Below are 23,588 nucleotides of genomic sequence, written 5' to 3' on the forward strand. Positions count from 1 at the left end.
ACGAAGCAATCGTATGAATGAACCACTCATGCTAAGGCGAGGCGGCTACAACCGCCTACCAACGCCGCTTGTCTACCAGCGGCGCTTGTCTAACTGGGGTGACGTCAGTCCTTGACCTTCGCCATGGCCAAGACGTCGAGCCGCTTGTCGAGTTCTTCCTCGCTGAGCTTGTCGCCGATCAGCCCACGGTCGATGACCGTCTGACGAATCGTCTTCTTCTCCTTGAGTGCCTGCTTGGCGACGGCTGCGGCCTCCTCGTATCCGATGGCGGAGTTCAGCGGCGTCACGATGGACGGCGAGGACTCGGCAAGGGTCTTGAGGTGCTCGACGTTGGCGGTCAGCCCGCTGATGCACTTGTCGGCGAACAGTACCGAGACATTGGCGAGCAAGGTGAAGGACTCGAGCACGTTACGTGCCATCACAGGGATGTAGACGTTGAGCTCGAATGCACCAGAGGCGCCACCGAACGCGACGGCCGCATCGTTGCCGACGACCTGCACGGCGACCTGTGTAACCGCTTCGGGCAGAACAGGATTGACCTTGCCGGGCATGATCGAGCTACCTGGCTGCAGGTCGGGAAGTGCCAGCTCACCGAGTCCGGTGAGTGGCCCCGAACCCATCCAGCGAATGTCGTTGGCAATCTTGGTCAGCGACACCGCGATGGTGCGCAGTGCGCCGGATGCCTCGACGAGCCCGTCCCGGGCTGCCTGCGCCTCGAAAGCGTCCTTGGCAGGGGTCAGAGCATCGATTCCGGTGGACTTGACGAGTGCCGCAACAACTTTCGGACCGAAGCCGTCGGGAGCATTGAGGCCGGTGCCTACCGCGGTGCCGCCGATAGGGAGTTCACCCAAACGGGGCAGGGTTGCCTCGACGCGCTCGATACCGGCTTCGATCTGGCGGGCGTACCCGCCGAACTCCTGGCCGAGAGTGACCGGAACAGCATCCATCAGGTGCGTGCGTCCGGACTTGACCACTGTCTTCCACTCGACGGCCTTCGCGGCCAGCGCGGAATGCAGGTGCTTCAGTGCAGGCACCAGCGAAGTGACCGCTGCCTCGGTCGCGGCGACGTGGGTAGCCGTCGGGAAAGTATCGTTCGAAGACTGCGACATGTTGACGTGGTCGTTGGGGTGCACCTCCACTCCCTTCGCCTTGGCGATCGACGCGATGACCTCGTTGGCATTCATGTTGGAGCTGGTTCCCGAACCGGTCTGGAAGACGTCGATGGGGAACTGGTCGTCGTGCAGACCTTCGGCGATTTCGTTCGCGGCCGCGATGATCGCGTCGGCAAGCGTGCCGTCGAGCAGTCCGAGGTCCCTGTTTACCTGCGCGCACGCTGCTTTGAGGAGGCCCATCGCGCGGATCTGAGTGCGCTCGAGCGGACGGCCGGAGATGGGGAAGTTCTCGACCGCTCGCTGCGTCTGAGCACGCCAGAGTGCATCGATCGGTACGCGAACCTCTCCCATGGTGTCGTGCTCGATCCGGAATTGCTGTTCGTCTGTCTGCGTCATGAGCCTTACTTTGCCAGTTAGGTACGGGTAATTGTCGTGCTGGGTCAGCGCACTGGTCGGACCGTCAGAAAGAAGGAGCCTGACCGCTCGTGTCGCCGTCGAAATCGACCGAGGAGTACTCGCGCAGCTTCTCGAGGCGGTGGTACGCGTCGATCATTCGAACGGTGCCGGACTTGGAGCGCATCACGATGGACTGAGTGTGCGCACCGCCGCCCGCGTAGCGCACACCGCGCAGCAGGTCGCCGTCGGTGACGCCGGTAGCGGTGAAGAATACGTTTTCACCCGAGACCAAGTCGATGGTGTTGAGAACGCGATCGAGGTCGTGGCCTGCGTCGATCGCTTTCTGCTTCTCTTCGTCATCCATCGGGGCGAGGCGGCCCTGTAGGGCGCCGTCCATGCAACGCATCGCAGCGGCAGCGATAATGCCCTCAGGGGTGCCGCCGATGCCGATCAGCAGATCCGTGCCGGAATCGGGACGTGCGGCCGCGATCGCGCCTGCGACGTCACCGTCGGAGATGAGCCGGATGCGTGATCCGGCGTCACGAACGGCCTGAATCAGTTCTGCGTGACGGGGGCGGTCCAGGATGCACACGGTGACGTCGGATGCGGATCCCTTCTTGACCTTGGCGATCCGAGCGATGTTCTCGGCTACCGGAGCTGTGATGTCGATGACATCGGCGTAGTCGGGTCCGACGGCAATCTTCTCCATGTAGAACACCGCCGAGGGGTCGAACATGGCTCCGCGCTCGGCGACGGCCAGCACGGAGATCGCGTTCGGCATGCCCTTGGCCATGAGCGTGGTTCCGTCGACCGGGTCGACAGCGAAGTCGACCTCCGGTCCGTTGCCGTTGCCGACCTGCTCGCCGTTGTACAGCATCGGCGCTTCGTCCTTCTCGCCTTCGCCGATCACGACGACACCGCGCATGGAGACCGAGCTGACCAGCTGACGCATAGCGTCCACCGCTGCTCCGTCGCCGCCTTCCTTGTCGCCACGTCCCACCCAGCGGCCCGAGGCGAGTGCGCCGGCCTCTGTGACTCGTACGAGTTCTAGGGCGAGGTTGCGATCTGGCGCCATGGCGCGGGTGGACTCGGTGCTGGTCGTCATCGGTTTGTAGCCTCCTGGTAGGTGGGGGTCTTACCCAGCGCGATTATCTCATTCAGCGCCGTTGTCCGCCGCGGAGGGCATGCGCCGACCCGGCATCGACGTCCAGCGGGGATACTGGAGGCGTGGCGAACAGTAAACCCCGGATCCTGAACAACAACCGTGACATGGTCTGGTCACTCATTCCGCTCGTGATCGCCTGTCTGCTGATTGCCGGAATCGCCAGTCAGTGCTCGTTGAGCCCGGGCGGACCGACGCAGGGACCGATCCCGAACTTCGATGTGGACGCGGCCATGCAGTACGACGCGTCCGAGCTCGACTTCCCGATCCGCAACCCCAAGGTCCCCGACGACTGGACGCCGAACTCGGGAAGTCGCGGATCGATCGCAGGCGATCAGGGTGGAGACACCAGCACGGTCGGTTACATCTCCGATGCCGGGCGTTACAACCGGCTCACACAGTCGAACGCAAGTGAAGACGTGCTCGTGCCGTTCGCTGTCGGTGAGCCGCGATTCGCCTCGGGAACTCAGTCGATCGACGGCAAGGAGTGGGTCGTCTACACGCAGCAGAGCGAAGAGCCGGTGTGGGTGACCGATCTGGGCGACGTGCGCCTGCTCATCACCGGTAGCGGATCGTCCGAAGAATTCACCACGCTCGCCGCTGCGACCACCGAAGCGACACCCCTGACCCCCTGAGTCGACGCCTTGTCGAGGGTCAGTCCTGGTCCTTCACGTGAGCGAGGGCATTCTCGACGCGCTTGCGTGCACCGGCGAGGTGCTCCTCGCAGCGGGTCGCGAGTGATTCGCCTCTTTCCCACAAGGCGAGCGATGCGTCGAGGTCGAGGCCACCCTGTTCGAGAACCTTCACCACGTCGACCAGTTCGTCCCGGGCAGCCTCGTAGCCCATTTCTTCGATCGGTGTTTCAGTCAAGAGTTTTCTCCTATCGAACTTTGCCCATGACCGCGGCAGTCACTGCGCCGTCGGCCACTCGTACACGGATCTGTGTTCCTGGCGGTGCGTCGTCGACCGAACGCAACACTTCGGGATCGCCGCCGGTGACCATGCGTTGCACGACGGCGTAGCCACGCGCCAGTGTCGCTGCCGGCCCTAGGGCCTGCGATCGATTTCGTAAGTGCTCTACCAGGGTTTGCTGTTTCACTAGTTCGCGCAGAACGTCACGCCGGGTTGCCTCACGCAGCCGTGTGACTTCCTCGCCGCGTCGCTCGATACCTGCGATCGGATCGGAAAGGACCGGACGATGCCGGATCATCTCGAGCCCGCGCGCTTCTCTGGCCACCCAGTTTCGTAGCGCAGCAGCAGTTCTGGACCTCAGGTCGGTGACGAGATTCTGCTCGGCGACAGCGTCGGGCACCACCAACTTGGCAGCGTCGGTCGGAGTCGCGGCACGTAGGTCGGCGACGTGATCGCTGAGCGGGCTGTCCGGTTCGTGTCCGATGGCGCTGACGATCGGTGTGGTCGCGGCCGAGATCGCGCGGCACAGCGCCTCGTCGGAGAACGGCAGCAGATCTTCGACGCTACCGCCCCCGCGGGCAAGGATGATGACGTCGACGGCACTGTCGTCGTTGAGTTCCTTCAAAGCGCCGAGGATCGCCGGCACTGCCTGCGGGCCCTGTACCGGAGTGTGTCTGACTTCGAATCGCACTGCCGGCCAACGCCTTTGTGCAACGGTCAGAACGTCCTTCTCGGCGGCACTTGCGCGTGCGGTGATCAGTCCGATCGTGCCGGGGAGAAATGGAAGTGGCCGTTTGAGGCGCGGATCGAACAGGCCTTCGGCAGCCAGGAGGCTGCGTAGGCGTTCGACGCGGGCGAGTAGTTCGCCGACGCCGACGGCTCGAATATCGGTGGCACGCAACGAGACTGTGCCTCGGCCGGTGTAGAAAGACAGTTTGCCGTACAGGATGACCTGCGCGCCCTCGGTCAGTGGGACCGGTGACCGCTCCAGCAGTTGCGGCGAGCAAGTGACCGACAGTGACATGTCGGCCGACGGGTCACGCAGGACTAGAAATGCGGTCCGTGTACCGGGCCTGGCATTGATCTGGGTCAGCTGGCCTTCGACCCAGATGCTGCCTAGACGGTCGATCCACCCTGCGACCTTCATCGCTACCGTGCGGACCGGCCACGGCTCTTCGGCGCTACTCGGACCGGGGCCCGACGTCTGATTGGTTGCGCTCACTTGGCTTTCGCTGTGGTGATTCGGTTCTCCAGCATTGTCAGAAACGGAGGGCGTGCGCGCGAATCGGCCTCGTAGTCGAGGAGCGTCTCCAAGTCATCGAGCGACAGGGTACGTAGACGAGCACGCAACTGTGCGAGCGCCAGAGCGTCGTAATCGACGAGGTCGACGATCTCCGGTCGCGCGGTGGACGTCTCGGCCTGCACTTCTTCCTCGACATCGGCCGGCGGAGTCGAGTACAGCGCAAAACGACCGGTCGCAGCGACAGGCTCGTGGTCCGGGACGTCGAGCTCTTCGTCGTCGTTCAGCGATGGCGGGGTGGCATGGTCATCGTCGAACACAGCCCAGGAAGGCTGCTCCTGAGCGGGGGTTGCGACGAGAGGTAGCGACGAGATGGCCTCGTCACCCTTGATTGCGAGAGCGGTGACTTGCTGTTGAAGGCGCATCGAGCCGGCCAATATTTCGCTGACGACCGTCATCGGAAAGGTGACCGCGGTACCGGGGAGCTTGCGCGCCTCTTCGACGACGGTTACCACCACGCCCGCGGCCACACGTGCAGCAAAAGGGACACGAGTCATGTTCACAGCCTGCCTGATGTCCAGGCATTTGGGTAGCCGACAGGCGGGTCGCCCACTAGTCGGAATCGCGGCGCCCTGCTCACGTATCCTGTAGTCATGTCTTCGGCTGTTCCACTGAACCTGGGTATCGCACGTCCATCGGGCGCTGATTCCGCCCCTTACACCGGAGGAAAACGAGTACTCCTGGCAGAGCCTCGCGGCTACTGCGCCGGCGTCGATCGCGCGGTCGAGACCGTGGAGAAGGCGCTGGAGCAGCATGGTGCGCCGGTGTACGTCCGTAAGGAGATCGTGCACAACCGGCATGTCGTCGAGACGCTGGCCGATCGCGGCGCCGTCTTCGTCGACGAGACCGACGAGGTGCCTGAAGGCTCCCTGCTGGTGTTCTCCGCGCACGGCGTTTCGCCCGCAGTACACGCTTCGGCCGCGGATCGTCAGCTCCGCACCATCGACGCCACCTGCCCTCTCGTCACCAAGGTTCATCAGGAAGCCAAGCGATTCGCCCGCGACGACTACGACATCCTGCTGATCGGCCACGAAGGTCATGAGGAAGTCGAAGGCACTGCCGGTGAGGCACCTGAGCATGTGCAGCTCGTAGACGGACCGGACTCTGTCGACGACGTCACCGTGCGTGATCCGAACAAGGTCATCTGGCTGTCGCAGACCACACTCAGCGTCGACGAGACGATGCTCACGGTCGCGCGTCTACGTGAGCGCTTCCCGACATTGCAGGATCCACCGAGCGACGACATTTGCTACGCGACACAGAACCGTCAGGTCGCGGTGAAGGTGATGGCACCCGAGTGCGATCTGGTGATCGTCGTCGGGTCGACGAACTCCTCCAACTCGGTCCGGCTCGTAGAAGTGGCACTCTCCGCTGGTGCGCGTGCCAGCTACCTCGTCGATTACGCCAAAGAGATCGATCTGGCCTGGCTGGACGGAGTGCAGACTGTCGGCATCACTTCGGGTGCGTCGGTACCGGAGATTCTTGTACAGGGAGTCATCGATCTGCTGTCCGAGCACGGCTATGCCGATGTGCAGCCCGTGACCACTGCCAACGAAACCCTCGTCTTCTCACTGCCGCGCGAGCTTCGGCCGACCAAGGCCTGATCGACTTTCGGCCTTCGGTCGAGCCGAGTCAGGGTTCGGTGCGGTCCCGGTAGCGAACCTGCGGGACCGGATGCGGCGGGACATGTGCGCTTGCCGGGGCAGCACGGGGCGCTGCATACGGATCGATGTCAGGTTGGCGGGGCGTCCGTGGCTGCGTCGGTCGGGGTGCTGCCCGCCTCGGCGGGAGCGGCGCCCGATCTGCGTCGACCGGTTCGGGGCGATACGGGTCGGCGCGATTCAGGTCGGCGCGATTCCGGTCAGCGGCAGGGCGGTCGTACGAGGGCTCGACGCGTTCGCGGCGCGCACGACGGCCTTCCGTGCTCGGACGCCTCTCGGTGCTCGGACGGTCTTCGGTGCTCGGACGGCTCCCGCGGCCCTCGGTGCCGGGACGGCGTGCGTCGGTACTTCGGCGCCGACCGTCGGTCGGTTGGCTGTCGTACGCGGCTCCCCGTCCGGAGATTCGGTCCTCTGGAGTGCGCGCTGAAGCCGGCGCGCTCTTCGTCTTCGGCTTGGAATCTCTCGTACGGTCACGTTGCTTGGCCCTGTCACGAACCGCACGAGTGGGGGCGTGAGTGGACTGCCGTTTGAGGTAGATGCGTGCACCGCCGATCCCGATCGCCAGGACGGTGCCGAGCAGCATCAACGGAAAACGATTGACGAGGGGAATAGCGACATTCAGCAGAATGTCTTTCACGCCAGTTCCTGGATTCTCGGTGAAGTACTGATACGCCAGAGGTACCGCCGCGAACAGGATCAGCGGAGCCTGGACCAGTGCAGTGAAGAGGCCCCGGTATCGAACCAGGACAACTGCGGCAACTACACCGATGATGTAGAAACAGGCGAAGGCAGAGGTCAGCTCGGTGCCGCGGGCAGCGTCGATGACGAATCCGAGAAAACTGGCGCCACCTGCGATAGCCACCGCCCCCCACGCTGGGACGCCGGGCACTGATGCGAGGGCTGAACGTTGATCCAGCGGAACCCCGGAACGGGCACGTTGGGATGTAGACACCCACCGAGATTAGCGGCTGATCACCCGACTGCGTCGCTGACGTGACCGAACTGGTGCAACGGATGCGACGAATCGGACACTTTCGGTCGGCTGTCGACCCGGCGGACCTTGACGACTTCGGTATCGAACAGCTCGAGCTCGGATAGTTTGCGTGCTGTCACGGTGACCCTGGAATCGACTGAAGACACGGTGGAGTTGAACGAGTCCACTGCCTTGCCGAGATGCCCGCCGAGCTTGTCCAGGTGCGTGGCAACGACCCCGAGTCTGGAATACAGCTCTCGCCCGAGCTTCTGAATTCGAGCGGCATCCTCGGCGAGCGACTCCTGCTTCCACGTGTACGCAACCGTGCGTAGAAGAGCGACCAAAGTAGTGGGGGTGGCAAGTATCACATTTCTCGTGAATGCATATTCCAGCAGTGACGAATCGGACGTGAGCGCGGCGTCGAGAAACGGATCACCGGGAACGAAGAGAATCACGAACTCGGGCGTCGGTTCGAAAGAGCGCCAATATTCCTTGGCCGACAATTGATCGACATGTGTTCGCAGATGCCGAGCATGTCGAGTCAACTGCTTGCTTCGAGCGTCGGCGTCTTCCTCTTGCGCGGCGTCGAGATAGGCCGCGAACGGGACTTTGGCATCCACCACAATCTGCCGACCACCCGCCAACCGGACGATCATGTCCGGGCGAACCCCTCCCCGGGTGACCTGGGTATCGAAATCGCAGTGCTTGACCATGCCGGCGAGCTCGACGACCCGTTCGAGTTGCAACTCACCCCAACGTCCACGAATCTGCGGGGCACGCAATGCGGTGACCAGTTGGGACGTCTGCGTGGACAAATGAACCGATGCGCGTTGCATCCCGGTTACCTGCTCGGTCAGACCGGCGTACGCACGGATTCGGCTGTGTTCCACCTGCCTTACCTGCTCGGTGAGCGCGTCCACGGCGTCATGCAGCGGTTCCACCAGATGTGACACCTGTTGGCCGATTGCTCCTGAATGCCTGCGAGCCGAATCCTCGTTGACGGCATCGAGAGACCGTCGCAGGAGCGCCTCGTTGTCGCGAAGTGCCGCCAACTGTGCCTCGGCGCGCACCGCACGATCTCCGAACCTGCTCGAGTGCAACAACCATCCGATGGCTGCCCCGAGAGCAAAGGCGAATGCCATTCCGACAGCGGTAAGTGCGTTCATGACGCAGATGATGCCCGACGGTACTGACAGACTTCTCGGACCAGCCCGAGTGTCTCTCTCGCTGGGCGCAGGGGCCGACTGGCCGTAGCGGTTGAGCGAGTTTGTCGGTGGCCTCCATTAGCGTCGTATTCATGAAGATCCTGCACACCTCGGACTGGCACATCGGCCGCACGTTCCACGGCGTCGACCTGCTTACGGACCAGGCTGCTGTGCTGGCGTCCATCGCGGATCTGGTTGCGGCACAGAGAATCGACGTGGTGGTCGTGCCGGGTGACATCTATGATCGCGCCGTGCCGAGCGCAGATGCGGTCCTCGTGTGCAACAGGGGACTGGAAGCCATCCGCGCGGCAGGTGCTGTCATCGTGGCGACGTCGGGCAATCATGATTCGCCTGCGCGGCTCGGTGCGGGCGCAGCCTTCGCCTCGGCAGGCGGTTTGCATCTGATGACCCGCGTGGGTGAGGTAGGCACTCCAGTGGTGATCGACGACGAGTTCGGCCCGGTCGCCTTTTACGGAATTCCTTATCTGGAGCCGGAAACCACGCGGCTCGAACTCGACGTTCCCAGTGCGCGGTCGCACGCGGACGTCTTGGATGCGGCGATGGAGCGCATCACCGCAGATCTCGACGGCCGACGGAGCGGTGCGGGTCACGTGCGATCGGTAGTCCTGGCTCATGCGTTCGTCGTCGGTGGTGAGGCGACGGGTTCCGAGCGTTCCATCTCGGTAGGTGGGGTCGAGACCGTTTCGGCATCTGCATTCGACGGTGTCGACTATGTTGCGCTGGGCCACTTGCACTCTCCGCAGACGCTGACCGACCGTGTTCGCTATTCGGGCTCGCCGTTGCCGTATTCGTTCGGTGAACGGTCTCACCGGAAAGCCGTGTGGATACTCCAGCTCGATGCGGACGGTCTGGGCACGGTCGAGAAAGTAGATCTTCCGGTCGTTCGAGGTTTGAGCAGGATCGAAGGCACCGTCGAAGAGCTGACCACGGCAAGCGAATTCGCTGTTGCCGAAGAGCACTACGTGTCGGCCGTCCTGACCGATGCGGTTCGTCCGGTCGATGCCATGCGCGCGCTGCGTACCCGCTTCCCGCACGCTGTTCACCTCGAATGGTCGCGTCCTGCAGGCACTTCCGAGCTGCGGTACCGCGATCGCGTGCGCGGTCGCACCGATATCGACATCGCCACCTCGTTCGTCACCGACATGCGAAGTACTCCCGAAGCGCGAGAGGTTTCGTTGCTCGAACGGGCGTTGGCCGCGGTGCAGCGCGAGGACGTGTCCCGTGACGACGAGCGGGTCGAGCAGTACGAGTTGTCCGGGCGCAGCGCATGAGCCGACCGGTATGAGACTGCATCGACTCGAGATCACTGCATTCGGTCCTTTCGCTCGAACCGAATCCGTCGACTTCGACGCCCTCGGTGCCGACGGACTGTTTCTGCTCCACGGTCAGACCGGTGCGGGCAAGACCACTGTTCTCGACGCCGTCGCCTTCGCCCTGTACGGGACGGTTCCGGGTGCGCGCAGAGAAGGCAAGCGTCTGCTGTCCGACCATGCGGCGCCCGGTGCGGTGCCCAGGGTGGTGCTCGAAGCCACCCTCGGTGGTAGACGCGTCCGGATCGTTCGCTCTCCCGAGTACATGCGGCCCAAGAAGGGCGGGAGGACCGGCATCACCAAGGAAAACGCCAAGGCCAGCCTGACGTGGCTCGACGGTGACGGGCAGAACTTGACCCGACTCGACGAGATCGGTGAGGCAGTAGGCGCCGCACTCGGGATGAGCGCAGACCAGTTCTTTCAGGTCGTCCTCTTGCCTCAGGGTGAGTTCGCTAGGTTCCTGCGTGCGGACAGTGAAGAGCGCGGCAATCTACTCGAGAGGTTGTTCGACACCAGCAGGTTCGGCGATGTGGAACAGTGGTTTGCAAACGAAAGACGTTCCAGTGCTGCGTTGCTGGAGTCGTCACGCATTGCAATCGACAAGTTGCTCGGTCGGATCGCCACGGCCTCGGGTGAGGACGAAGAACTCGACCGCGAACCGATGGAGTGGGCCACCGATGTTCTGGGGCGTGCTCGCGGTGCGCATGCGGCCGCGTCGACAGCACTCGCAACTGCACGAGGCAAGGCCGACACCGCTGCCGCGGCACTCGATCGCCACAAAACTCTCCTCGTGTTGCGGCAACGCCGAGACTCCGCGCGGAAACAGTTGGCCGAGTTCCACCGGGCGGCCCCCGAACGTGATCTGATTTGCCGAGAAGTCGAACGGTCCTCCGCTGCCGGCCCCATCGCGACACTCGCCGCCGAGTATGCGAAGACAACACGGACCTACGACCTCGCTGTGCGTGACGCAAAGTCGGCGCGTGGCTTGTTGGCGATGGTCGATGGATCCGAGATGGTCCTTGCCTCGTCGTCCTCGGATACGGACGACGGTCGTACGGTCGTCGCCAACGCTGTGCGCGAGTGGACGACGGCGGTGGTCGGCCTCCAGGAGATGCGGAAGTTGGCTATTCGCGCCGATGCGGAGGAGGCCGTTGCTCGCGAGCTGACCTCCGAGTGCCTTGCCGTCGAGAAGGCTGTCGAAGCAGCACTCGTCCTCAGAGAACAGTTGCCTGCGGCGATCGCCGCAGCAGAACTCGCGGTGACCAACGCTGTGCACACTGCTGCGAATGTGCCTGCGCTCGAGTCCGAATCTGCCGCTGTCTCCGATGCAGTCAAGGCGGCAATCGAACTCACGAAGACACGAACCGCGCTCGCTGCGGCCGAGTCGGCTCGCGAAGCGGCACGTACGGTGCACAACGATGCTCGGGAACATCTACTCGATCTGAGAGAACGACGTCTCACCGGAATGGCCGCGGAGTTGGCAACCGAGCTTGTCGACGGCGGCCCGTGCGGAGTCTGCGGATCACGGTCTCACCCGGAGCCTGCGTCGGCCGCCGACTCGACGGTCACGAAGGCAGACGAAGCCGAGGCGAGCAGTGCCGAGCGTAGAGCGGCCGCTGCCGAGGATCTTCGGACTGCGGAAGCGGCCGAGCTGGTCCGGGTGCTCGATGCACTCATTGCTCGTTCCGGTGGCCGCGGTATCGATGAACTGGTGGTGGCCCTCGACGAGGTCACTACTCGGTTGACGGAGGCAAAGACAGCTGCGGCTTCACTCGACAACCTTCGGGCGGAGTTGGCTCGCCTCCGGTCGGAGGATCACCGGCTTGCGTCCGTCATTGCCGAGCATCGATCCACTTCAGCGGGTCTCGCAGCACGGGCGGCCCAGGTTCGGAGTTCCGTCGAGGGGATGCGCGCACGTGTCGCCGCCACCGTCGACGGTGAGGAGACACTCGATCAGCGTGTGGCGCGCCTCGAGAAGCTGATCGCACTCGCCACCGATCTTCAACACAAGAGGGTCGCTGCCGCTCGCGCGGCCGACATCAGTGGGGCGATCGCCGAGCGACTGGCAGCGCAGGTGTCGGAATCCGGCTTCGAGTCCGCCGAGGATGCAGCGGCCGTGGTGATCCCCGCCGAGCGAGTCCGGAGCATCGAGAAGCAACTCGCTGCAGCACATGACATTCGCGCTCATGCCGAGCAGGTTCTTGCCGAACCTGCGATCGCAGCCATCGAAGACACCGACACCGAACAGGTGGAGACGGCACCCTGGCAGGAGGCTGCCGACACTGCTGCCGTCGAACTCGATGGTGCCGTAGCGCGCCAGGCCGAATGCAAGCGACGATTCGAACAAGTGGAAGAACTGACCGCACAGTTGTGGGCCGCAGTCGACCACTCGGCACCGATGCAGGCCAAACACGACCAGTTGGCTGCACTGACCGACGTCGTTGCAGGTCGAGGACAGAATGCTCGAAAGATGTCACTCCGATCGTATGTATTAGCCTCGCGCCTCGAGGACGTCGCCGAGTCGGCGTCGGCGAGGTTGCAGCGTATGTCAGCGGGACGATACGAGTTCGTTCATTCCGACGAGGCTGAATCTCGCGGGAGGCGTGGCGGATTGGGCCTCGACATCCGCGACGACTACACCGGAGTCGTCCGTTCGGCGAAGACGCTGTCGGGAGGAGAGTCGTTCCTGGCGTCGTTGGCGCTTGCTCTCGGGCTGGCGGACGTCGTGGCCGCAGAATCCGGCGGAGTCGTCCTCGACACGATGTTCATCGACGAAGGCTTCGGCACGCTGGACGCCGACACCTTGGAATCGGTCATGGGGGTTTTGGACGAACTCAGGGCCGGCGGGCGTGTGGTGGGAATCGTCTCCCACGTCGATGAGATGCGTCAACGAATACCGAGCCGGCTCCACGTCATTCGTGAACGGGACGGGTCGAGGCTTCAGCTCTTTTCGGCGTCCTGAGCTGACTTTTCGTCCTCGTCTTCGTCTTTCTCGTCGGTCAGTAGTTCGTCCGGATCCGGCGCCGACTCTTCGAGTTCTGCCTGGCTGGCCTCGTTGGAGCGTGCGTCGGCTTGTTCGGAGACGTAGCGAATCAGCACTGCGGCTACGGCAGCGGCAGGCACAGCGAGGAAGGCGCCGACAATTCCGAACACCGATCCACCGCCGGTGACGGCCAACAGCACGATCGCGGGATGCAGATTCATGCTCCGGCTTTGCAGAACTGGCTGCAGCACGTTTCCTTCGAGCTGCTGAACAGCGAGGATGATGCCCAACACGATCAGCGCGGTCGTCGGTCCGTTGGCGACGAGTGCAACCAATACGGCCAAGGCGCCCGCAACGAACGCGCCGACGATAGGGATGAATCCGCCGAGAAAAGTGATCGTGGCCAGGACGAGTGCCAGCGGCACATTGAGAATGATCAATCCGAGTCCGATGAAAAATGCATCGATGAAGCTGACGACGGCCTGGGTTCGGATGAACCCGCCGAGCGTCGCCCACATTCGTGCCAGGATCTCGGCGAGGTGTCTTCCTGCACGACCACCGGCGAAGCCGTGCAGCCACGGAGTGAATTTGGGCCCGTCCTTGACGAAGAAGAACGTCAGTACGAGGACAAGCGCCAAGGTGATGAGAATCGAGCTCGCGGCCGTGACGCCACTGAAAACGCCCGAGGCAATTGCGGTTCCGCTTTCCTGCAGACGGGAGGTGATGGCCGAGACGGCATTGTCGATCTGCTCGTCCTGCAGATTGATCGGCGGGCCCTTGAGCCAATTCTGGACCTGGGACACGCCCTGGGTCGCTTTGTCCACGAGTTCGGGAGCCGAGTCGACAACGGACGGAACGATCAATGTGATGACGCCGCCGATGACGAGGAAGAACACGATGAGCGAAGTCGCGGCCGAGAGGGCCGGCGGTATTCCGACGCGCATGAGCCACTTGGTCGGCGGCCACAGGACTGTCGCCACGATGATCGCTAGCAGCGAAGGCAGGATGACTACCCATAGCGCCGAGATGATCCAGCCGAGTACCCAGGCCCCGGCGGCTACCGATACGAGGATCAGCGACCACTTTGCCAGCCACATTCCGCCGACGCCGATGAGGTCGCCACGATCGCGCCCAGGCTTACCGTTGGGCACTGTCTGTTCCGTCACGTCGGTTGTCCTTTTCGGTGGCTTCGGACTCGGGTACCCGAGTGACTCTAACGTCTCGATTGCCTGTACTACCCAACTGTCGACGCGCTCAATCCTCAGGCTGCCTCGTGCGCCAGTAGCCAGGTCTTCGCAGGCAATCCCCATCTGAAACCGCCGAGTGCGCCACCGATGCGAAAGACTCGGTGACACGGAACGAACAATGCCGCTGCGTTGCGCGCGCAGGCCGATGCCGCGCCGCGGATGGCGGCCGGACGGCCGGCCATGTCCGCGAACTCCGAGTACGTCACCGGCGATCCGGCGGGAACGGTCCGAAGTACTTTCCACGCATGCATCAGAAACTCGCCGGATTGTTGTGCGACGGGTATGTCGTCGATGGCCGTGAGCTCGCCGCGGTGGTAGTCCTGGATTGCCACGGTAATGCTGCCGAGGTTCGATACCATCCGGATGTCGTTGGGCCGCAACGACTTATGAATCAGCGGTTGGAGGTCTTCGGTAGTTGCAGTCCATCCCGACGCCAGCACGCAGCCTTCGGTGTCGACTATGGCGGTGAACGGTCCGATCGGGGTGTCGGTCGTGGCGGCAGTTGCAGTCATAGTCCTCTTCTTTCGAGCGCGATGTTCCACAGGTGCATCGAGACGTACGAGCGCCACGGCGCCCATCGGTTCGTATCGGTGAGGGGGATGCCGAGCGCTTCGGCGCCCTGACGGACGACGAGGTCGGTGTCGAGCAGCACGTCTGGGTCGGCCAGCAATCGCATCACCACATATCGGGCGGTCCACGGGCCGATACCTTTGAGTGCCAGCAGGTCTCGTTCGAGGTCTTCGGCCGATCGCGCGACGTGCAGTTCGATCTTGCCCGACGCGATCGCGTCGGCCACCCCGATGATCGCGCCGACTCGCGCCTTGGGGCCGGTGAGTACCTCGTGTCCGTGCTCGGCGACGGCGGACGCGTCGGGGAACAGTCGGGTGATGGTGCCGCCTGTGGGGTCCTCGATCCGGTTGCCGAGCGCCTCGACCAGGCGTGCGGTGTGCGTGGCAGCTGCACCGAGGGAAATCTGTTGGCCGATCATGGTCCGTAACAGCAACTCTGTGCCGTCGACATTTCCGAGGACGCGTATGCCCGGGTGCGCCGCAACATTGGGTGCCAGAGCCGGATCCGCGGATAGTGCAGCGTCCACGGCCTCCGGGTCCGCATCCAGATCGAGCAGGCGTCGGACACGGGCCACGGCGGGGGCCAAGTCGCGCATATCGTGCAGGCTCAACGTCGTGTCGACGTAACCGTCCTCGATTCGAAGCCCGACGACGCCATGTCCGTGTGGGAGGCGAAGGGATCGACGGTAGGTTCGATCGTCGAAGGACTCCACACCTGGCACGGCGTGGCCCCGAAGGAACCATTCGAGCCAGGTCCGGTCCAAGGGTTGGCGGTAGGGGAGTCGAAGTGTGACGGTCCCGTTGCTGGACAGGGTTTTCGTTCGGGTGGCTTCGGCGCGCAACGTGGTGGGGTTCACCGCGAACACGTCACGGACCGTGTCGTTGAACTGGCGAACGCTGGAGAACCCGGCCGCGTAGGCGATGTCTGTCATCGACATGGTAGTGGTCTGAATCAACGTCCGAGCCGTGTGCGCTCGATGCGCGCGCGCCAATGCCAACGGTCCGGCTCCGATCTCGGCGCTGAGAACCCGCGTCAGCTGACGGGTGGAGTACCCGAGTGAATCAGCCAATGAGTCCACGCCGCCACGCTCTACCACGCCGTCGGAAATGAGGCGCATCGCGCGGGAGGTCAAGTCCGAGTTGGTATTCCACTGTGGTGAACCAGGGGTGGCATCGGGTTGGCAGCGTCGGCAGGCTCGGAACCCGGCCTGTTGCGCTGCCGCGGCCGTCGGAACGAACTGGACATTCTTCGCCTTGGGCGTGACTGCCGGGCACGACGGGCGGCAGTAGATGCCCGTCGTGCGGACTGCCGTGAAGAACTGCCCGTCGAAGCGGGTATCACGTGCAGATACGGCCCGATAGCACCGCTCGAAGTCCAACTCCATGCGATCCACTGTGTCACCGGTGGACGCGCGGCGCTAGCGGAAATCAGCCATCGGTGTGCGGAGCGTCAACAGCAGCGGGCCCCGGGGTGTGCATCGGCCTCGGCGTAACGCTCCCGCCAGTACTGGCCCTCGGACAGGACCGGCTCGTTCGGGTGCACTCGGTTCATGTGGGCGAGGTAGCGCTCGTAGTCCTTGTCTCCCATCACCGAGGTGATCCACCACAGCAGGCCGCGCATATCAGTGGTGTCCGGCGTGTGCGGCGCCGGGCGCTCGGACGGTGCCCTCGGCGATCAGTGTGTCCCAATCCTTTTGGATCGCCTTCTCCGAGGCTGTGGGGATGAAACCAGCGGGCGCAAATATTCTCGACGGGACCTCGGGGTCCTCGTTGTTCGGGAGCCCGCCTGCCCGAACGGCTTTGATACACACCATGAGGCCGGCCACGGCAACGATGAGGACCAACACCGCAAAGATGATCGACAGGGTGCCCTGGATGAAGGTGTTGCGGATGACGGCGTCGATCGCCTCGGTCGTCTTCGCGCTCTGGAACTCGGTCAGCCCCTGAGCCTTCGCGTCTACGAAGATGCTGTGTTGCTTCCAGTAGCCGATGGCCGGGATGTCGGAGAAGATCTTTTGGTACGACGCGGTCATCGTGACGATGAGATCCCAGATCAACGGAACGCCCGGAATCCACGCCCATTTGTAGTATCCGCGCTTGACGACGATGGTCATCACGACGGTGAGTGCGATCGCGGCAAGGAGCTGGTTGGCGATACCGAACAATGGGAACAGCGTATTGATGCCGCCGAGTGGATCGGTGACACCCATGAGCAGGATTGCACCCCACGCCGCAACAACGACGAACGAGCACAGCCACGCGCCGGGACGCCACGACGGGTCCTTGAACTTCTTCGCCGACGCGCCGGGAAGGTTGCCGATGCTGTCGGAGAGCATGAATCGTGCCACGCGGGTTCCGGCATCGACGGTGGTGAGGATGAAAAGTGCCTCGAACATGATGGCGAAGTGGTACCAGAACGATTTGAGGCTTTCGCCACCGAAGACTTGGTGCAGGACCTCGGACATTCCAAACGCGAGGGTGGGTGCGCCACCGGTGCGCGAGATGATCGATTCCTCGCCGACGGCTGTTGCGGCCTGGGTGAATTGATCGGGTGTGATGTCGGCACCACCGAGCCCGAGACCGTTCACATAGGTGGCCGCACTTTCCGCTGTTCCGCCGGTGAGTGCTTCTGGCGCATTGAGGGCGAAGTACAAATGCTGGTCGAGGATGCACGCGGTGACGAGGGCCATGATCGCGACGAACGATTCGGTGAGCATGCCGCCGTAACCGATCATCCGCATCTGCTTTTCTTTCTCCAGCAGCTTCGGAGTCGTGCCAGAACAGATCAGTGCGTGGAAGCCGGAGAGAGCACCGCACGCAATGGTGATGAACAGGAACGGGAAGAGTGAGCCCGAGAACGCCGGGCCGTTGCCTTCGGTCGCGAACGACGTCATGGCCGGCATCTGAATCTCCGGGCGGGCGATGAGGATACCGATCGCCAGTAGGGCGATGGTGCCCACTTTCATGAAGGTCGACAGGTAGTCACGTGGGGCGAGGAGCAACCACACCGGCAGGATCGATGCGGCGAGACCGTAGCCGATGAGAAGCCAGGCGACAGTGACCTTGGAGAGTGTGAACCAGTCGGTGCCCCAGCCGGTTTCGGCGACCCAGCCGCCTGAGATGATCGCGAGCAGTAGGAGTACGACGCCGATGAGCGAGACCTCGGACACCTTGCCCGGCCGGAGAAATCGCAGGTAGACGCCCATGAAGAGCGCGATAGGAATGGTCAGCGCGATGGAGAACACGCCCCACGGGCTCTCGGCCAACGCGTTGACAACGACGAGCGCAAGTACCGCAATGATGATGATCATGATGACGAAAACGCCGATCAGAGCGGCGATTCCGCCGACGACACCGAGCTCGTCGCGAGCCATCTGGCCGAGGCTTCGTCCGCGACGACGCGTCGAGATCCACAGGACGAGGAAGTCCTGGACGGCTCCAGCGAACACGACTCCGATGATGATCCACATCGTGCCGGGTAGATAACCCATCTGGGCAGCGAGAACTGGGCCGACGAGGGGTCCCGCACCTGCAATCGCAGCGAAGTGGTGACCGAACAACACCCGACGGTCCGTCGGCATGTAGTCCTTACCGTTTTCGAGAATCTCCGCAGGGGTTGCCCGATCGTCTCGCGGATGGATGATCTTGTTCTCGATCAAGCGTGCGTAGAAACGAAAAGCGATGACGTAGGTGCACACGGCGGCAATCACGAACCACACGGCGTTGATGTTCTCGCCGCGAATAATTGCGACGACGACCCACGCGAGGCCGCCGAGCAGGCCGATCACGACGAACATCAGTCGCTTCGTCGTCGTCATCGGACTAGTGTCCACAACGCCCACCGGGGGGAGATCTGGATCCGTTTTCAACAACTCGACGTGTGGATTACCGGGCGGCTTCAGTGTCATGTGACGACTCCATGCATCGCGGATGTGACTGTGATCACCCTATGTGCGCGGATGGCACGCGTCGGGGATTTCTGTGATTGCCATGGGCCCGAAGGTCGTCAATGTGCGCCGAGCGGTACCGGCACCGACTTCGTCGTATTGTTTGTCCTTCATCGATCATCGGGGGATTTCACAATGTCAGGTCCGTACGAGCAGCCCCAGTACCAACAGCAGCCATATCCGACCGCGCAGCCCTATTCACAGCCCTACGCGCAGCCACCACTGATGCCGCCGTCCAATGCGGGTTGGGCAGTGGTTGCTGTCATCTTCTTCTGGCCGCTGGCGATCTCGGCGTTCAACCATGCATTGAAGGTTCATCCCCTGTGGTTGATCGGGGACATTCAGGGCGCGGAGTACTCCTCGAAGCGCGCCGGTTTCTTCGGCAAGCTGTCACTCGGGCTCTTTTTCGGCTTCTTCCTGCTGTACATCCTGTTCATCGCGCTGATCGTCGCCAACAGCTAGCGGTTGTCAGGGGTCTGACGGCTCTTGTTGGGCGCGAAGCGTTTTAGTATCGCTCGCATGGACACACTCGGACTCGGCAGGATCGGTTTCTCCATCGGGGTCTCTCCCTCGTATCTCGAAGGTGCTCGTGAGTTGGAGTCGCTCGGTTACAGCGCCCTGTGGTTGCCCGGTGGCCAAATCGACCGGCTCGACCGTCTCGCCGATCTCGTGCACGCGACCGAGTCGGTGAAAGTCGTGCCCGGCATCGTCCCGGTCGACCGCTTCAGCGCGTCGGCTACGGCTCAGCTGTACAACGAACTCGAGGACTCGGGGCGATTCGTTCTCGGGCTGGGTGGTCCACAGGCAGCCCGTCCTCTTGCAGGATTGAGTGCATACCTCGACGAACTCGACGTCCCCTCAGATCGAGTAATTCTCGCAGCGCTCGGTCCCAAGAAGCTGGAGATGGCTCGACGTCGAGCGGCCGGTGCGGTGGCCTTGTTGGTGACCTCGGAGTACACAGAGACAGCGCGGGCACTCCTCGGGCCGGATCGAACGTTGGTGGTCGACCAATTCGTCGTGCTGGAGAAGGATCCCGGGCGTGCCCGCACGATCGCCCGGGAGCCGTTGTCTTTTCTGGCGACCGTGGATGGCTACCGCCAGAACTTTCTTCGTATGGGCTTCACCAGCGACGATGTCGATCAGCTCAGCGACAAGCTGGTCGATGCCGTGGTCGCGTGGGGGACCGTCGAGGACATCGCTGAACGCGTCGATGCACACCTGCGGGCGGGGGCCGACCATGTCGTCTTGGCCCCGTTGGGCTCTCCGGCCGTCGCTGCTGGCCGGGCACTGTCGGGGCTGGTGATGCATCCAAAGTAGACTCCATAGACCGTGAGCCTCACCCTCGGAATCGTCGGACTGCCCAACGTCGGCAAGTCCACCCTGTTCAATGCGCTGACCAACAACGATGTGCTGGCCGCGAACTACCCGTTCGCGACCATCGAGCCCAATGTCGGCGTCGTTGCGCTGCCTGACCCGCGGCTGGGCAAGCTCGCCGAGGTCTTCGGTTCGGAGAAGCTGGTGCCCGCGCTGGTGTCGTTCGTCGACATCGCAGGGATCGTCAAGGGTGCCTCCGAGGGTGCCGGACTCGGTAACAAATTCCTCGCGAACATCCGCGAAGCCGACGCCATCTGCCAGGTCGTCCGCGTCTTCGCTGACGACGACGTGGTGCACGTCGACGGCCGTGTCGATCCGTCCGCCGACATCGAGGTCATCGAAACCGAACTGGCCATCGCCGACCTGCAGACCTTGGAGAAGGCAATCCCGCGCGTGGAGAAGGAAGCGCGGATCAAGAAGGATCGCAAGCCTGCGCTCGATGCCGCCATTGCCGCCCAGGCAGTGCTCAACGAGGGCAAGACATTGTTCTCGCAGAAGGACAAGCTGGACTTCGAGCTGCTCAAGGAATTCCAGCTCCTCACCACCAAGCCGTTCCTCTACGTCTTCAACGCCGACGAGAGTGTGCTCACCGACGACGCGAAGGTCGGCGAACTCGCCCGCCTCGTCGCACCCGCAGACGCCGTGTTCCTCGACGCGAAAATCGAGTCCGAACTGCTCGAACTCGACGCCGAATCTGCCGCGGAACTGCTCGAATCCGTCGGCCAGACAGAACCGGGTCTCGACGCCCTGGCTCGCGCCGGCTTCCACACCCTCGGGTTGCAGACCTACCTGACCGCAGGGCCGAAAGAGGCCCGCGCGTGGACGATCAACAAGGGTGCCACCGCGCCTCAGGCTGCAGGAGTCATCCACACCGACTTCGAGCGCGGGTTCATCAAGGCCGAGGTCGTCAGCTTCGACGACCTCATCGAGGCCGGATCCATGGCCGCAGCCAAAGCTGCAGGCAAAGTCCGGATCGAAGGCAAGGAATACGTCATGGTCGACGGGGATGTAGTGGAGTTCCGCTTCAACGTGTAGGCATCAGCGCGCGCGGTGACACTGGCGTCGTTGGGGCCTGGACTGAAATAGCCTCTGGTGGTACTCGCAAAGCTAGAGGTATGCCAGGGCCGCGGCGACGACTGCCGGAGTCCGGCGCAGCCAGCGATCGAGCATCGAATACTGAGGTAGTACCTCGTTCGTCAGATGTAGTACTGCAGATGGATGTGCAGTGGAGTACCTGCTGATTGGCTCTCTCCCGGAAGGGAGTCGTCAATGAGTAGGTCCATCAACCGAAGCCGCTGGTCGATCTTTGCGTTGTCATGCGCCGGAGCGGCATTGGTGCCCGCGTTCGTTCTGGGCCCGTCCGCGTTGTTACGCGGACGCTATCCGCAGTTCCAGGATCAATCCGTCATGAGTGAACTGCTCGGCCGCGGCTTGGTCGACTACTGGGGTAGCGGAGTCCGCACCTATCCTCCCGGCTTGGCGGAGATGGTGGACTACTGGTTCGAGTGGCACGCGATCAAGATCGTCATCTCGGTGCTGCTGACCGCAGTTCTGGGTCTGCTCGCGGCGACTCTGTGGCGGCGATCTCTGACGGCCGGCAAAGGTTGCGTGGTCGCGGCGGCCACTACGACTGTGCTGTCATTGTTTTCGGTGTTTCTGGCTGTGCTCAACATCCAGTCGACGGTCGCACCCGTAGTCGCGCTGCTTCCGATGCTCTCCGCTGACAACGCGGACGGGCAGACAGCGCAGTCTCTGATCGAGAACGGTGTGCAGAGCGGAAACTCCAGGCTGCCACTGCTCGAGCTGCTCACACAGGTCGAGCACTACTACTGGGCGGTGATTGTCGCTACCGCCGTGGTGATCGCTGTAGTCGCTACCGGAACCGTCATCGCCTTCCGACGCTACAGATCGTCGGACACGACAAACGGTGCCCACCGTCGGATGTTCGTGGCCCTCGGATCGCTCGGTGCTGTGATGACCATTGCGATGGCGCTGCTGTTCGTCGCGGCCGTCGTTGCGGTCGTCGATCCAGGAGAAGCCCTGCTCGGCGCGGTCGGCCTGTGACTCTATTGCCGGCTGCGATCGCGGGCACGTGCACGAGACTGGCCGATCGCAAGGACGGTCAACGCGACCCCAAGAGTGCACTCAGAACGCCAGAAGACGACTGCAATCAGAGGTGAGACTCCAGGAAATCGGACGTAACTGTGGTGCTGCCGTCACAACTTCAGAGCTGACCGCTACTTCTTACCCCGAAGCCGCTTCTCCAGCGGGGTCGGGAAACTCGGGACAACCGCGCTCTCGTCGAGCAGGTCGGTGATCCTTCCTGCCTCCGCGGCAATTGCCTCGACTCCCGAACCGACCTCCTCGAACAGTTCGGTCACGACCTCACCGGCGGGCGTGACGGCCCAGCCACCGACGATGCGGCCATCCGACCAGATCGTCGGACCGATGTTGCCGTACGAGTCGAACAGTGGAGCTTTGTGTTCGCCGAGGTACCAGTTGCGGTGCTTCCACCCCATCGGTGTGGGATCGAGCGCGGGAAGCAGCATCACACCGGTCCCGCCCTTCTGCATGACGGTGTCGGCCAGCATGATCCCGTCGCCGGCGTCGAGTTCTACTTCGACGGTGTCGAGGCCGGCAACTGCGGCTCGCGTCTGAGTTTTGTTCCACCCGGTCCACCACTGAACATCGTCGAGCGTTGCTGGTGCGAACACGTCGAGCCAGCGTCGTGCAAGCTCGCGGCGGCTCTCGGCCTCGTCGAGGTGGGGAATTCCTTCGGGCCACCACTGATCGATCGGTGCCCACGAGTGCCTGCGTGATGTCCATGCGCCGCGGGGTTCGACGCGCACCATGCGTCCTTCGGCGGCCATCATCGACAACACCTGCGAAGTCACATAACGCTTGACGTCGTACGCCTTGTCGGTCGTGGGAAGTAGAGCGGTTCTCAGTAGCGGCGCCGCAGCCGACAACTCCGCACCCGTCGCCGAGCCGGCGGCCCTCAACGCGTCCTCTGCCTGTTTCTCGACGGCATCGAGCCAACCCGGCACATCCTCGATGACGGGCTCGGTCGGAAGCGTCGATACCTCTTTGATCAGTCTCGCGCGCATCGTTCGGGCCACCCCGACGCTTGCTGCCGCATGGATGATCGGGACGTCGTCGTGTGCGACTACGAACAGGCTGCGGCGCATTGCCATGAGCCGCACAAGGTTTCGGCGGTCGTACATGGCGGTGCGGACATCTTCGATGGACAGCGATCGGGCGCGGGCGAGCACCGACAGATACACCGTCGCAGGGTCGGTAGCGTGCAAGGCCAGCAGTGAGGAGACGACGTCCTCGGCGGTGGGGGAGTCCGCGAAGTGGCGAGCGGCCAGGTGGGCACGGCGCTGGGCGTCGGTGATCTTCACTCCGACAGTGTG

Annotated in this window: 21 protein-coding genes; 8 read left to right on the forward strand and 13 right to left on the reverse strand. The window is 63.2% G+C overall.

Going from position 1 to position 23,588, the window contains the following annotated elements:
- Positions 1-104: 104 nt before the first annotated feature.
- The gene (locus O1W68_RS15870; protein ID WP_269305072.1) at positions 105-1,508 is read right to left on the reverse strand and encodes a class II fumarate hydratase; all 1,404 of its coding nucleotides are present in this window, start codon (positions 1,506-1,508) and stop codon (positions 105-107) included.
- Positions 1,509-1,572: 64 nt separating this feature from the next.
- The gene (gene glpX, locus O1W68_RS15875) at positions 1,573-2,613 is read right to left on the reverse strand and encodes a class II fructose-bisphosphatase (RefSeq protein WP_136171247.1); all 1,041 of its coding nucleotides are present in this window, start codon (positions 2,611-2,613) and stop codon (positions 1,573-1,575) included.
- Between the two features lie 122 nt (positions 2,614-2,735).
- Between glpX and O1W68_RS15880 the strand changes: the two genes are divergently transcribed.
- A complete protein-coding gene (locus tag O1W68_RS15880) occupies positions 2,736-3,305 on the forward strand; it encodes a DUF4245 domain-containing protein (protein WP_269305073.1) in 570 nt (189 codons plus the stop codon).
- A gap of 19 nt (positions 3,306-3,324) precedes the next feature.
- Here O1W68_RS15880 and O1W68_RS15885 read toward each other — a convergent pair whose 3' ends face one another.
- From O1W68_RS15885 to O1W68_RS15895, 3 genes are read right to left on the reverse strand one after another with little or no spacing between them, the layout of a single operon-like run.
- Entirely contained in the window at positions 3,325-3,540 is a 216-nt protein-coding gene (locus tag O1W68_RS15885) for an exodeoxyribonuclease VII small subunit (protein ID WP_269305074.1), read from the reverse strand.
- A 10-nt stretch (positions 3,541-3,550) separates the two neighbouring features.
- Complete coding sequence (gene xseA, locus O1W68_RS15890) at positions 3,551-4,804, reverse strand: exodeoxyribonuclease VII large subunit (RefSeq protein ID WP_269305075.1); 1,254 nt, start codon at positions 4,802-4,804, stop codon at positions 3,551-3,553.
- A complete protein-coding gene (locus tag O1W68_RS15895) occupies positions 4,801-5,379 on the reverse strand; it encodes a lipid droplet-associated protein (RefSeq protein WP_269305077.1) in 579 nt (192 codons plus the stop codon). Before O1W68_RS15895 ends, xseA begins: the two co-directional genes overlap by 4 nt.
- A gap of 96 nt (positions 5,380-5,475) precedes the next feature.
- Here O1W68_RS15895 and O1W68_RS15900 point away from each other — a divergent pair, with 96 nt between their 5' ends.
- Entirely contained in the window at positions 5,476-6,486 is a 1,011-nt protein-coding gene (locus O1W68_RS15900) for a 4-hydroxy-3-methylbut-2-enyl diphosphate reductase (RefSeq protein ID WP_269305079.1), read from the forward strand.
- 28 nt (positions 6,487-6,514) lie between these two features.
- On the opposite strand, the gene O1W68_RS15905 is transcribed toward O1W68_RS15900, so the two are convergent.
- Entirely contained in the window at positions 6,515-7,495 is a 981-nt protein-coding gene (locus O1W68_RS15905) for a DUF6542 domain-containing protein (protein WP_331283588.1), read from the reverse strand.
- Positions 7,496-7,515: 20 nt separating this feature from the next.
- The gene (locus tag O1W68_RS15910; protein ID WP_269305082.1) at positions 7,516-8,682 is read right to left on the reverse strand and encodes a DNA recombination protein RmuC; all 1,167 of its coding nucleotides are present in this window, start codon (positions 8,680-8,682) and stop codon (positions 7,516-7,518) included.
- 131 nt (positions 8,683-8,813) lie between these two features.
- On the opposite strand from O1W68_RS15910, the gene O1W68_RS15915 reads away from it, so the two are divergent.
- Both O1W68_RS15915 and O1W68_RS15920 read left to right on the forward strand, forming a co-directional pair.
- On the forward strand, positions 8,814-10,013 hold the full coding sequence (locus O1W68_RS15915) for an exonuclease SbcCD subunit D (RefSeq protein WP_269305084.1): 1,200 nt from the start codon (positions 8,814-8,816) through the stop codon (positions 10,011-10,013).
- Between the two features lie 10 nt (positions 10,014-10,023).
- The gene (locus O1W68_RS15920) at positions 10,024-13,014 is read left to right on the forward strand and encodes an AAA family ATPase (RefSeq protein ID WP_269305086.1); all 2,991 of its coding nucleotides are present in this window, start codon (positions 10,024-10,026) and stop codon (positions 13,012-13,014) included.
- On the opposite strand, the gene O1W68_RS15925 is transcribed toward O1W68_RS15920, so the two are convergent.
- The 5 genes from O1W68_RS15925 to O1W68_RS15945 form a co-directional block, all read right to left on the reverse strand.
- The gene (locus O1W68_RS15925; RefSeq protein ID WP_269305383.1) at positions 12,993-14,132 is read right to left on the reverse strand and encodes an AI-2E family transporter; all 1,140 of its coding nucleotides are present in this window, start codon (positions 14,130-14,132) and stop codon (positions 12,993-12,995) included. The two genes, O1W68_RS15920 and O1W68_RS15925, sit on opposite strands and share 22 nt — an antisense overlap.
- Before the next feature lie 164 nt (positions 14,133-14,296).
- On the reverse strand, positions 14,297-14,794 hold the full coding sequence (locus tag O1W68_RS15930; RefSeq protein WP_269305087.1) for a methylated-DNA--[protein]-cysteine S-methyltransferase: 498 nt from the start codon (positions 14,792-14,794) through the stop codon (positions 14,297-14,299).
- The gene (locus O1W68_RS15935) at positions 14,791-16,236 is read right to left on the reverse strand and encodes an AlkA N-terminal domain-containing protein (RefSeq protein WP_269305089.1); all 1,446 of its coding nucleotides are present in this window, start codon (positions 16,234-16,236) and stop codon (positions 14,791-14,793) included. Before O1W68_RS15935 ends, O1W68_RS15930 begins: the two co-directional genes overlap by 4 nt.
- Before the next feature lie 65 nt (positions 16,237-16,301).
- Positions 16,302-16,472, reverse strand: coding sequence for a YbdD/YjiX family protein (locus O1W68_RS15940; RefSeq protein ID WP_269305090.1), 171 nt, complete (start codon positions 16,470-16,472; stop codon positions 16,302-16,304).
- Position 16,473: 1 nt separating this feature from the next.
- Entirely contained in the window at positions 16,474-18,759 is a 2,286-nt protein-coding gene (locus O1W68_RS15945) for a carbon starvation CstA family protein (RefSeq protein ID WP_269305093.1), read from the reverse strand.
- A gap of 174 nt (positions 18,760-18,933) precedes the next feature.
- Between O1W68_RS15945 and O1W68_RS15950 the strand changes: the two genes are divergently transcribed.
- From O1W68_RS15950 to O1W68_RS15965, 4 genes are all read left to right on the forward strand, one after another.
- Positions 18,934-19,260, forward strand: a complete 327-nt coding sequence (locus O1W68_RS15950) for a CD225/dispanin family protein (RefSeq protein WP_269305095.1) — start codon at positions 18,934-18,936, stop codon at positions 19,258-19,260.
- Positions 19,261-19,317: 57 nt separating this feature from the next.
- Entirely contained in the window at positions 19,318-20,115 is a 798-nt protein-coding gene (locus O1W68_RS15955; protein WP_269305097.1) for a TIGR03620 family F420-dependent LLM class oxidoreductase, read from the forward strand.
- A 12-nt stretch (positions 20,116-20,127) separates the two neighbouring features.
- Positions 20,128-21,207 (forward strand): redox-regulated ATPase YchF, encoded by a 1,080-nt coding sequence (gene ychF / locus O1W68_RS15960; RefSeq protein ID WP_084346062.1) that lies wholly within the window; start codon positions 20,128-20,130, stop codon positions 21,205-21,207.
- A gap of 234 nt (positions 21,208-21,441) precedes the next feature.
- Positions 21,442-22,236: a hypothetical protein gene (locus O1W68_RS15965; RefSeq protein ID WP_269305099.1), complete on the forward strand. Its 795-nt coding sequence runs from the start codon at positions 21,442-21,444 to the stop codon at positions 22,234-22,236.
- 173 nt (positions 22,237-22,409) lie between these two features.
- Here O1W68_RS15965 and O1W68_RS15970 read toward each other — a convergent pair whose 3' ends face one another.
- Positions 22,410-23,576 carry a winged helix DNA-binding domain-containing protein gene (locus O1W68_RS15970; protein ID WP_269305101.1) on the reverse strand — a complete coding sequence of 389 codons (1,167 nt, stop codon included), beginning with the start codon at positions 23,574-23,576 and terminating at the stop codon, positions 22,410-22,412.
- Positions 23,577-23,588 lie beyond the last annotated feature (12 nt).

Source organism: Rhodococcus sp. H36-A4, from assembly GCF_027158005.1.
GTDB lineage: Bacteria > Actinomycetota > Actinomycetes > Mycobacteriales > Mycobacteriaceae > Rhodococcoides.

Excerpts from the sequence above, each read along its gene's own strand:
- O1W68_RS15870 (WP_269305072.1), bottom strand. The coding sequence starts at position 1,508 with ATGACGCAGACAGACGAACAGCAATTCCGGATCGAGCACGACACCATG.
- glpX (WP_136171247.1), bottom strand. The coding sequence starts at position 2,613 with ATGACGACCAGCACCGAGTCCACCCGCGCCATGGCGCCAGATCGCAAC.
- O1W68_RS15895 (WP_269305077.1), bottom strand. The coding sequence starts at position 5,379 with ATGACTCGTGTCCCTTTTGCTGCACGTGTGGCCGCGGGCGTGGTGGTA.
- O1W68_RS15900 (WP_269305079.1), top strand. The coding sequence starts at position 5,476 with ATGTCTTCGGCTGTTCCACTGAACCTGGGTATCGCACGTCCATCGGGC.
- O1W68_RS15910 (WP_269305082.1), bottom strand. The coding sequence starts at position 8,682 with ATGAACGCACTTACCGCTGTCGGAATGGCATTCGCCTTTGCTCTCGGG.
- O1W68_RS15915 (WP_269305084.1), top strand. The coding sequence starts at position 8,814 with ATGAAGATCCTGCACACCTCGGACTGGCACATCGGCCGCACGTTCCAC.
- O1W68_RS15920 (WP_269305086.1), top strand. The coding sequence starts at position 10,024 with ATGAGACTGCATCGACTCGAGATCACTGCATTCGGTCCTTTCGCTCGA.
- O1W68_RS15925 (WP_269305383.1), bottom strand. The coding sequence starts at position 14,132 with ATGTGGCTGGCAAAGTGGTCGCTGATCCTCGTATCGGTAGCCGCCGGG.
- O1W68_RS15930 (WP_269305087.1), bottom strand. The coding sequence starts at position 14,794 with ATGACTGCAACTGCCGCCACGACCGACACCCCGATCGGACCGTTCACC.
- O1W68_RS15935 (WP_269305089.1), bottom strand. The coding sequence starts at position 16,236 with ATGGAGTTGGACTTCGAGCGGTGCTATCGGGCCGTATCTGCACGTGAT.
- O1W68_RS15940 (WP_269305090.1), bottom strand. The coding sequence starts at position 16,472 with ATGCGCGGCCTGCTGTGGTGGATCACCTCGGTGATGGGAGACAAGGAC.
- O1W68_RS15945 (WP_269305093.1), bottom strand. The coding sequence starts at position 18,759 with ATGACACTGAAGCCGCCCGGTAATCCACACGTCGAGTTGTTGAAAACG.
- O1W68_RS15950 (WP_269305095.1), top strand. The coding sequence starts at position 18,934 with ATGTCAGGTCCGTACGAGCAGCCCCAGTACCAACAGCAGCCATATCCG.
- O1W68_RS15955 (WP_269305097.1), top strand. The coding sequence starts at position 19,318 with ATGGACACACTCGGACTCGGCAGGATCGGTTTCTCCATCGGGGTCTCT.
- O1W68_RS15965 (WP_269305099.1), top strand. The coding sequence starts at position 21,442 with ATGAGTAGGTCCATCAACCGAAGCCGCTGGTCGATCTTTGCGTTGTCA.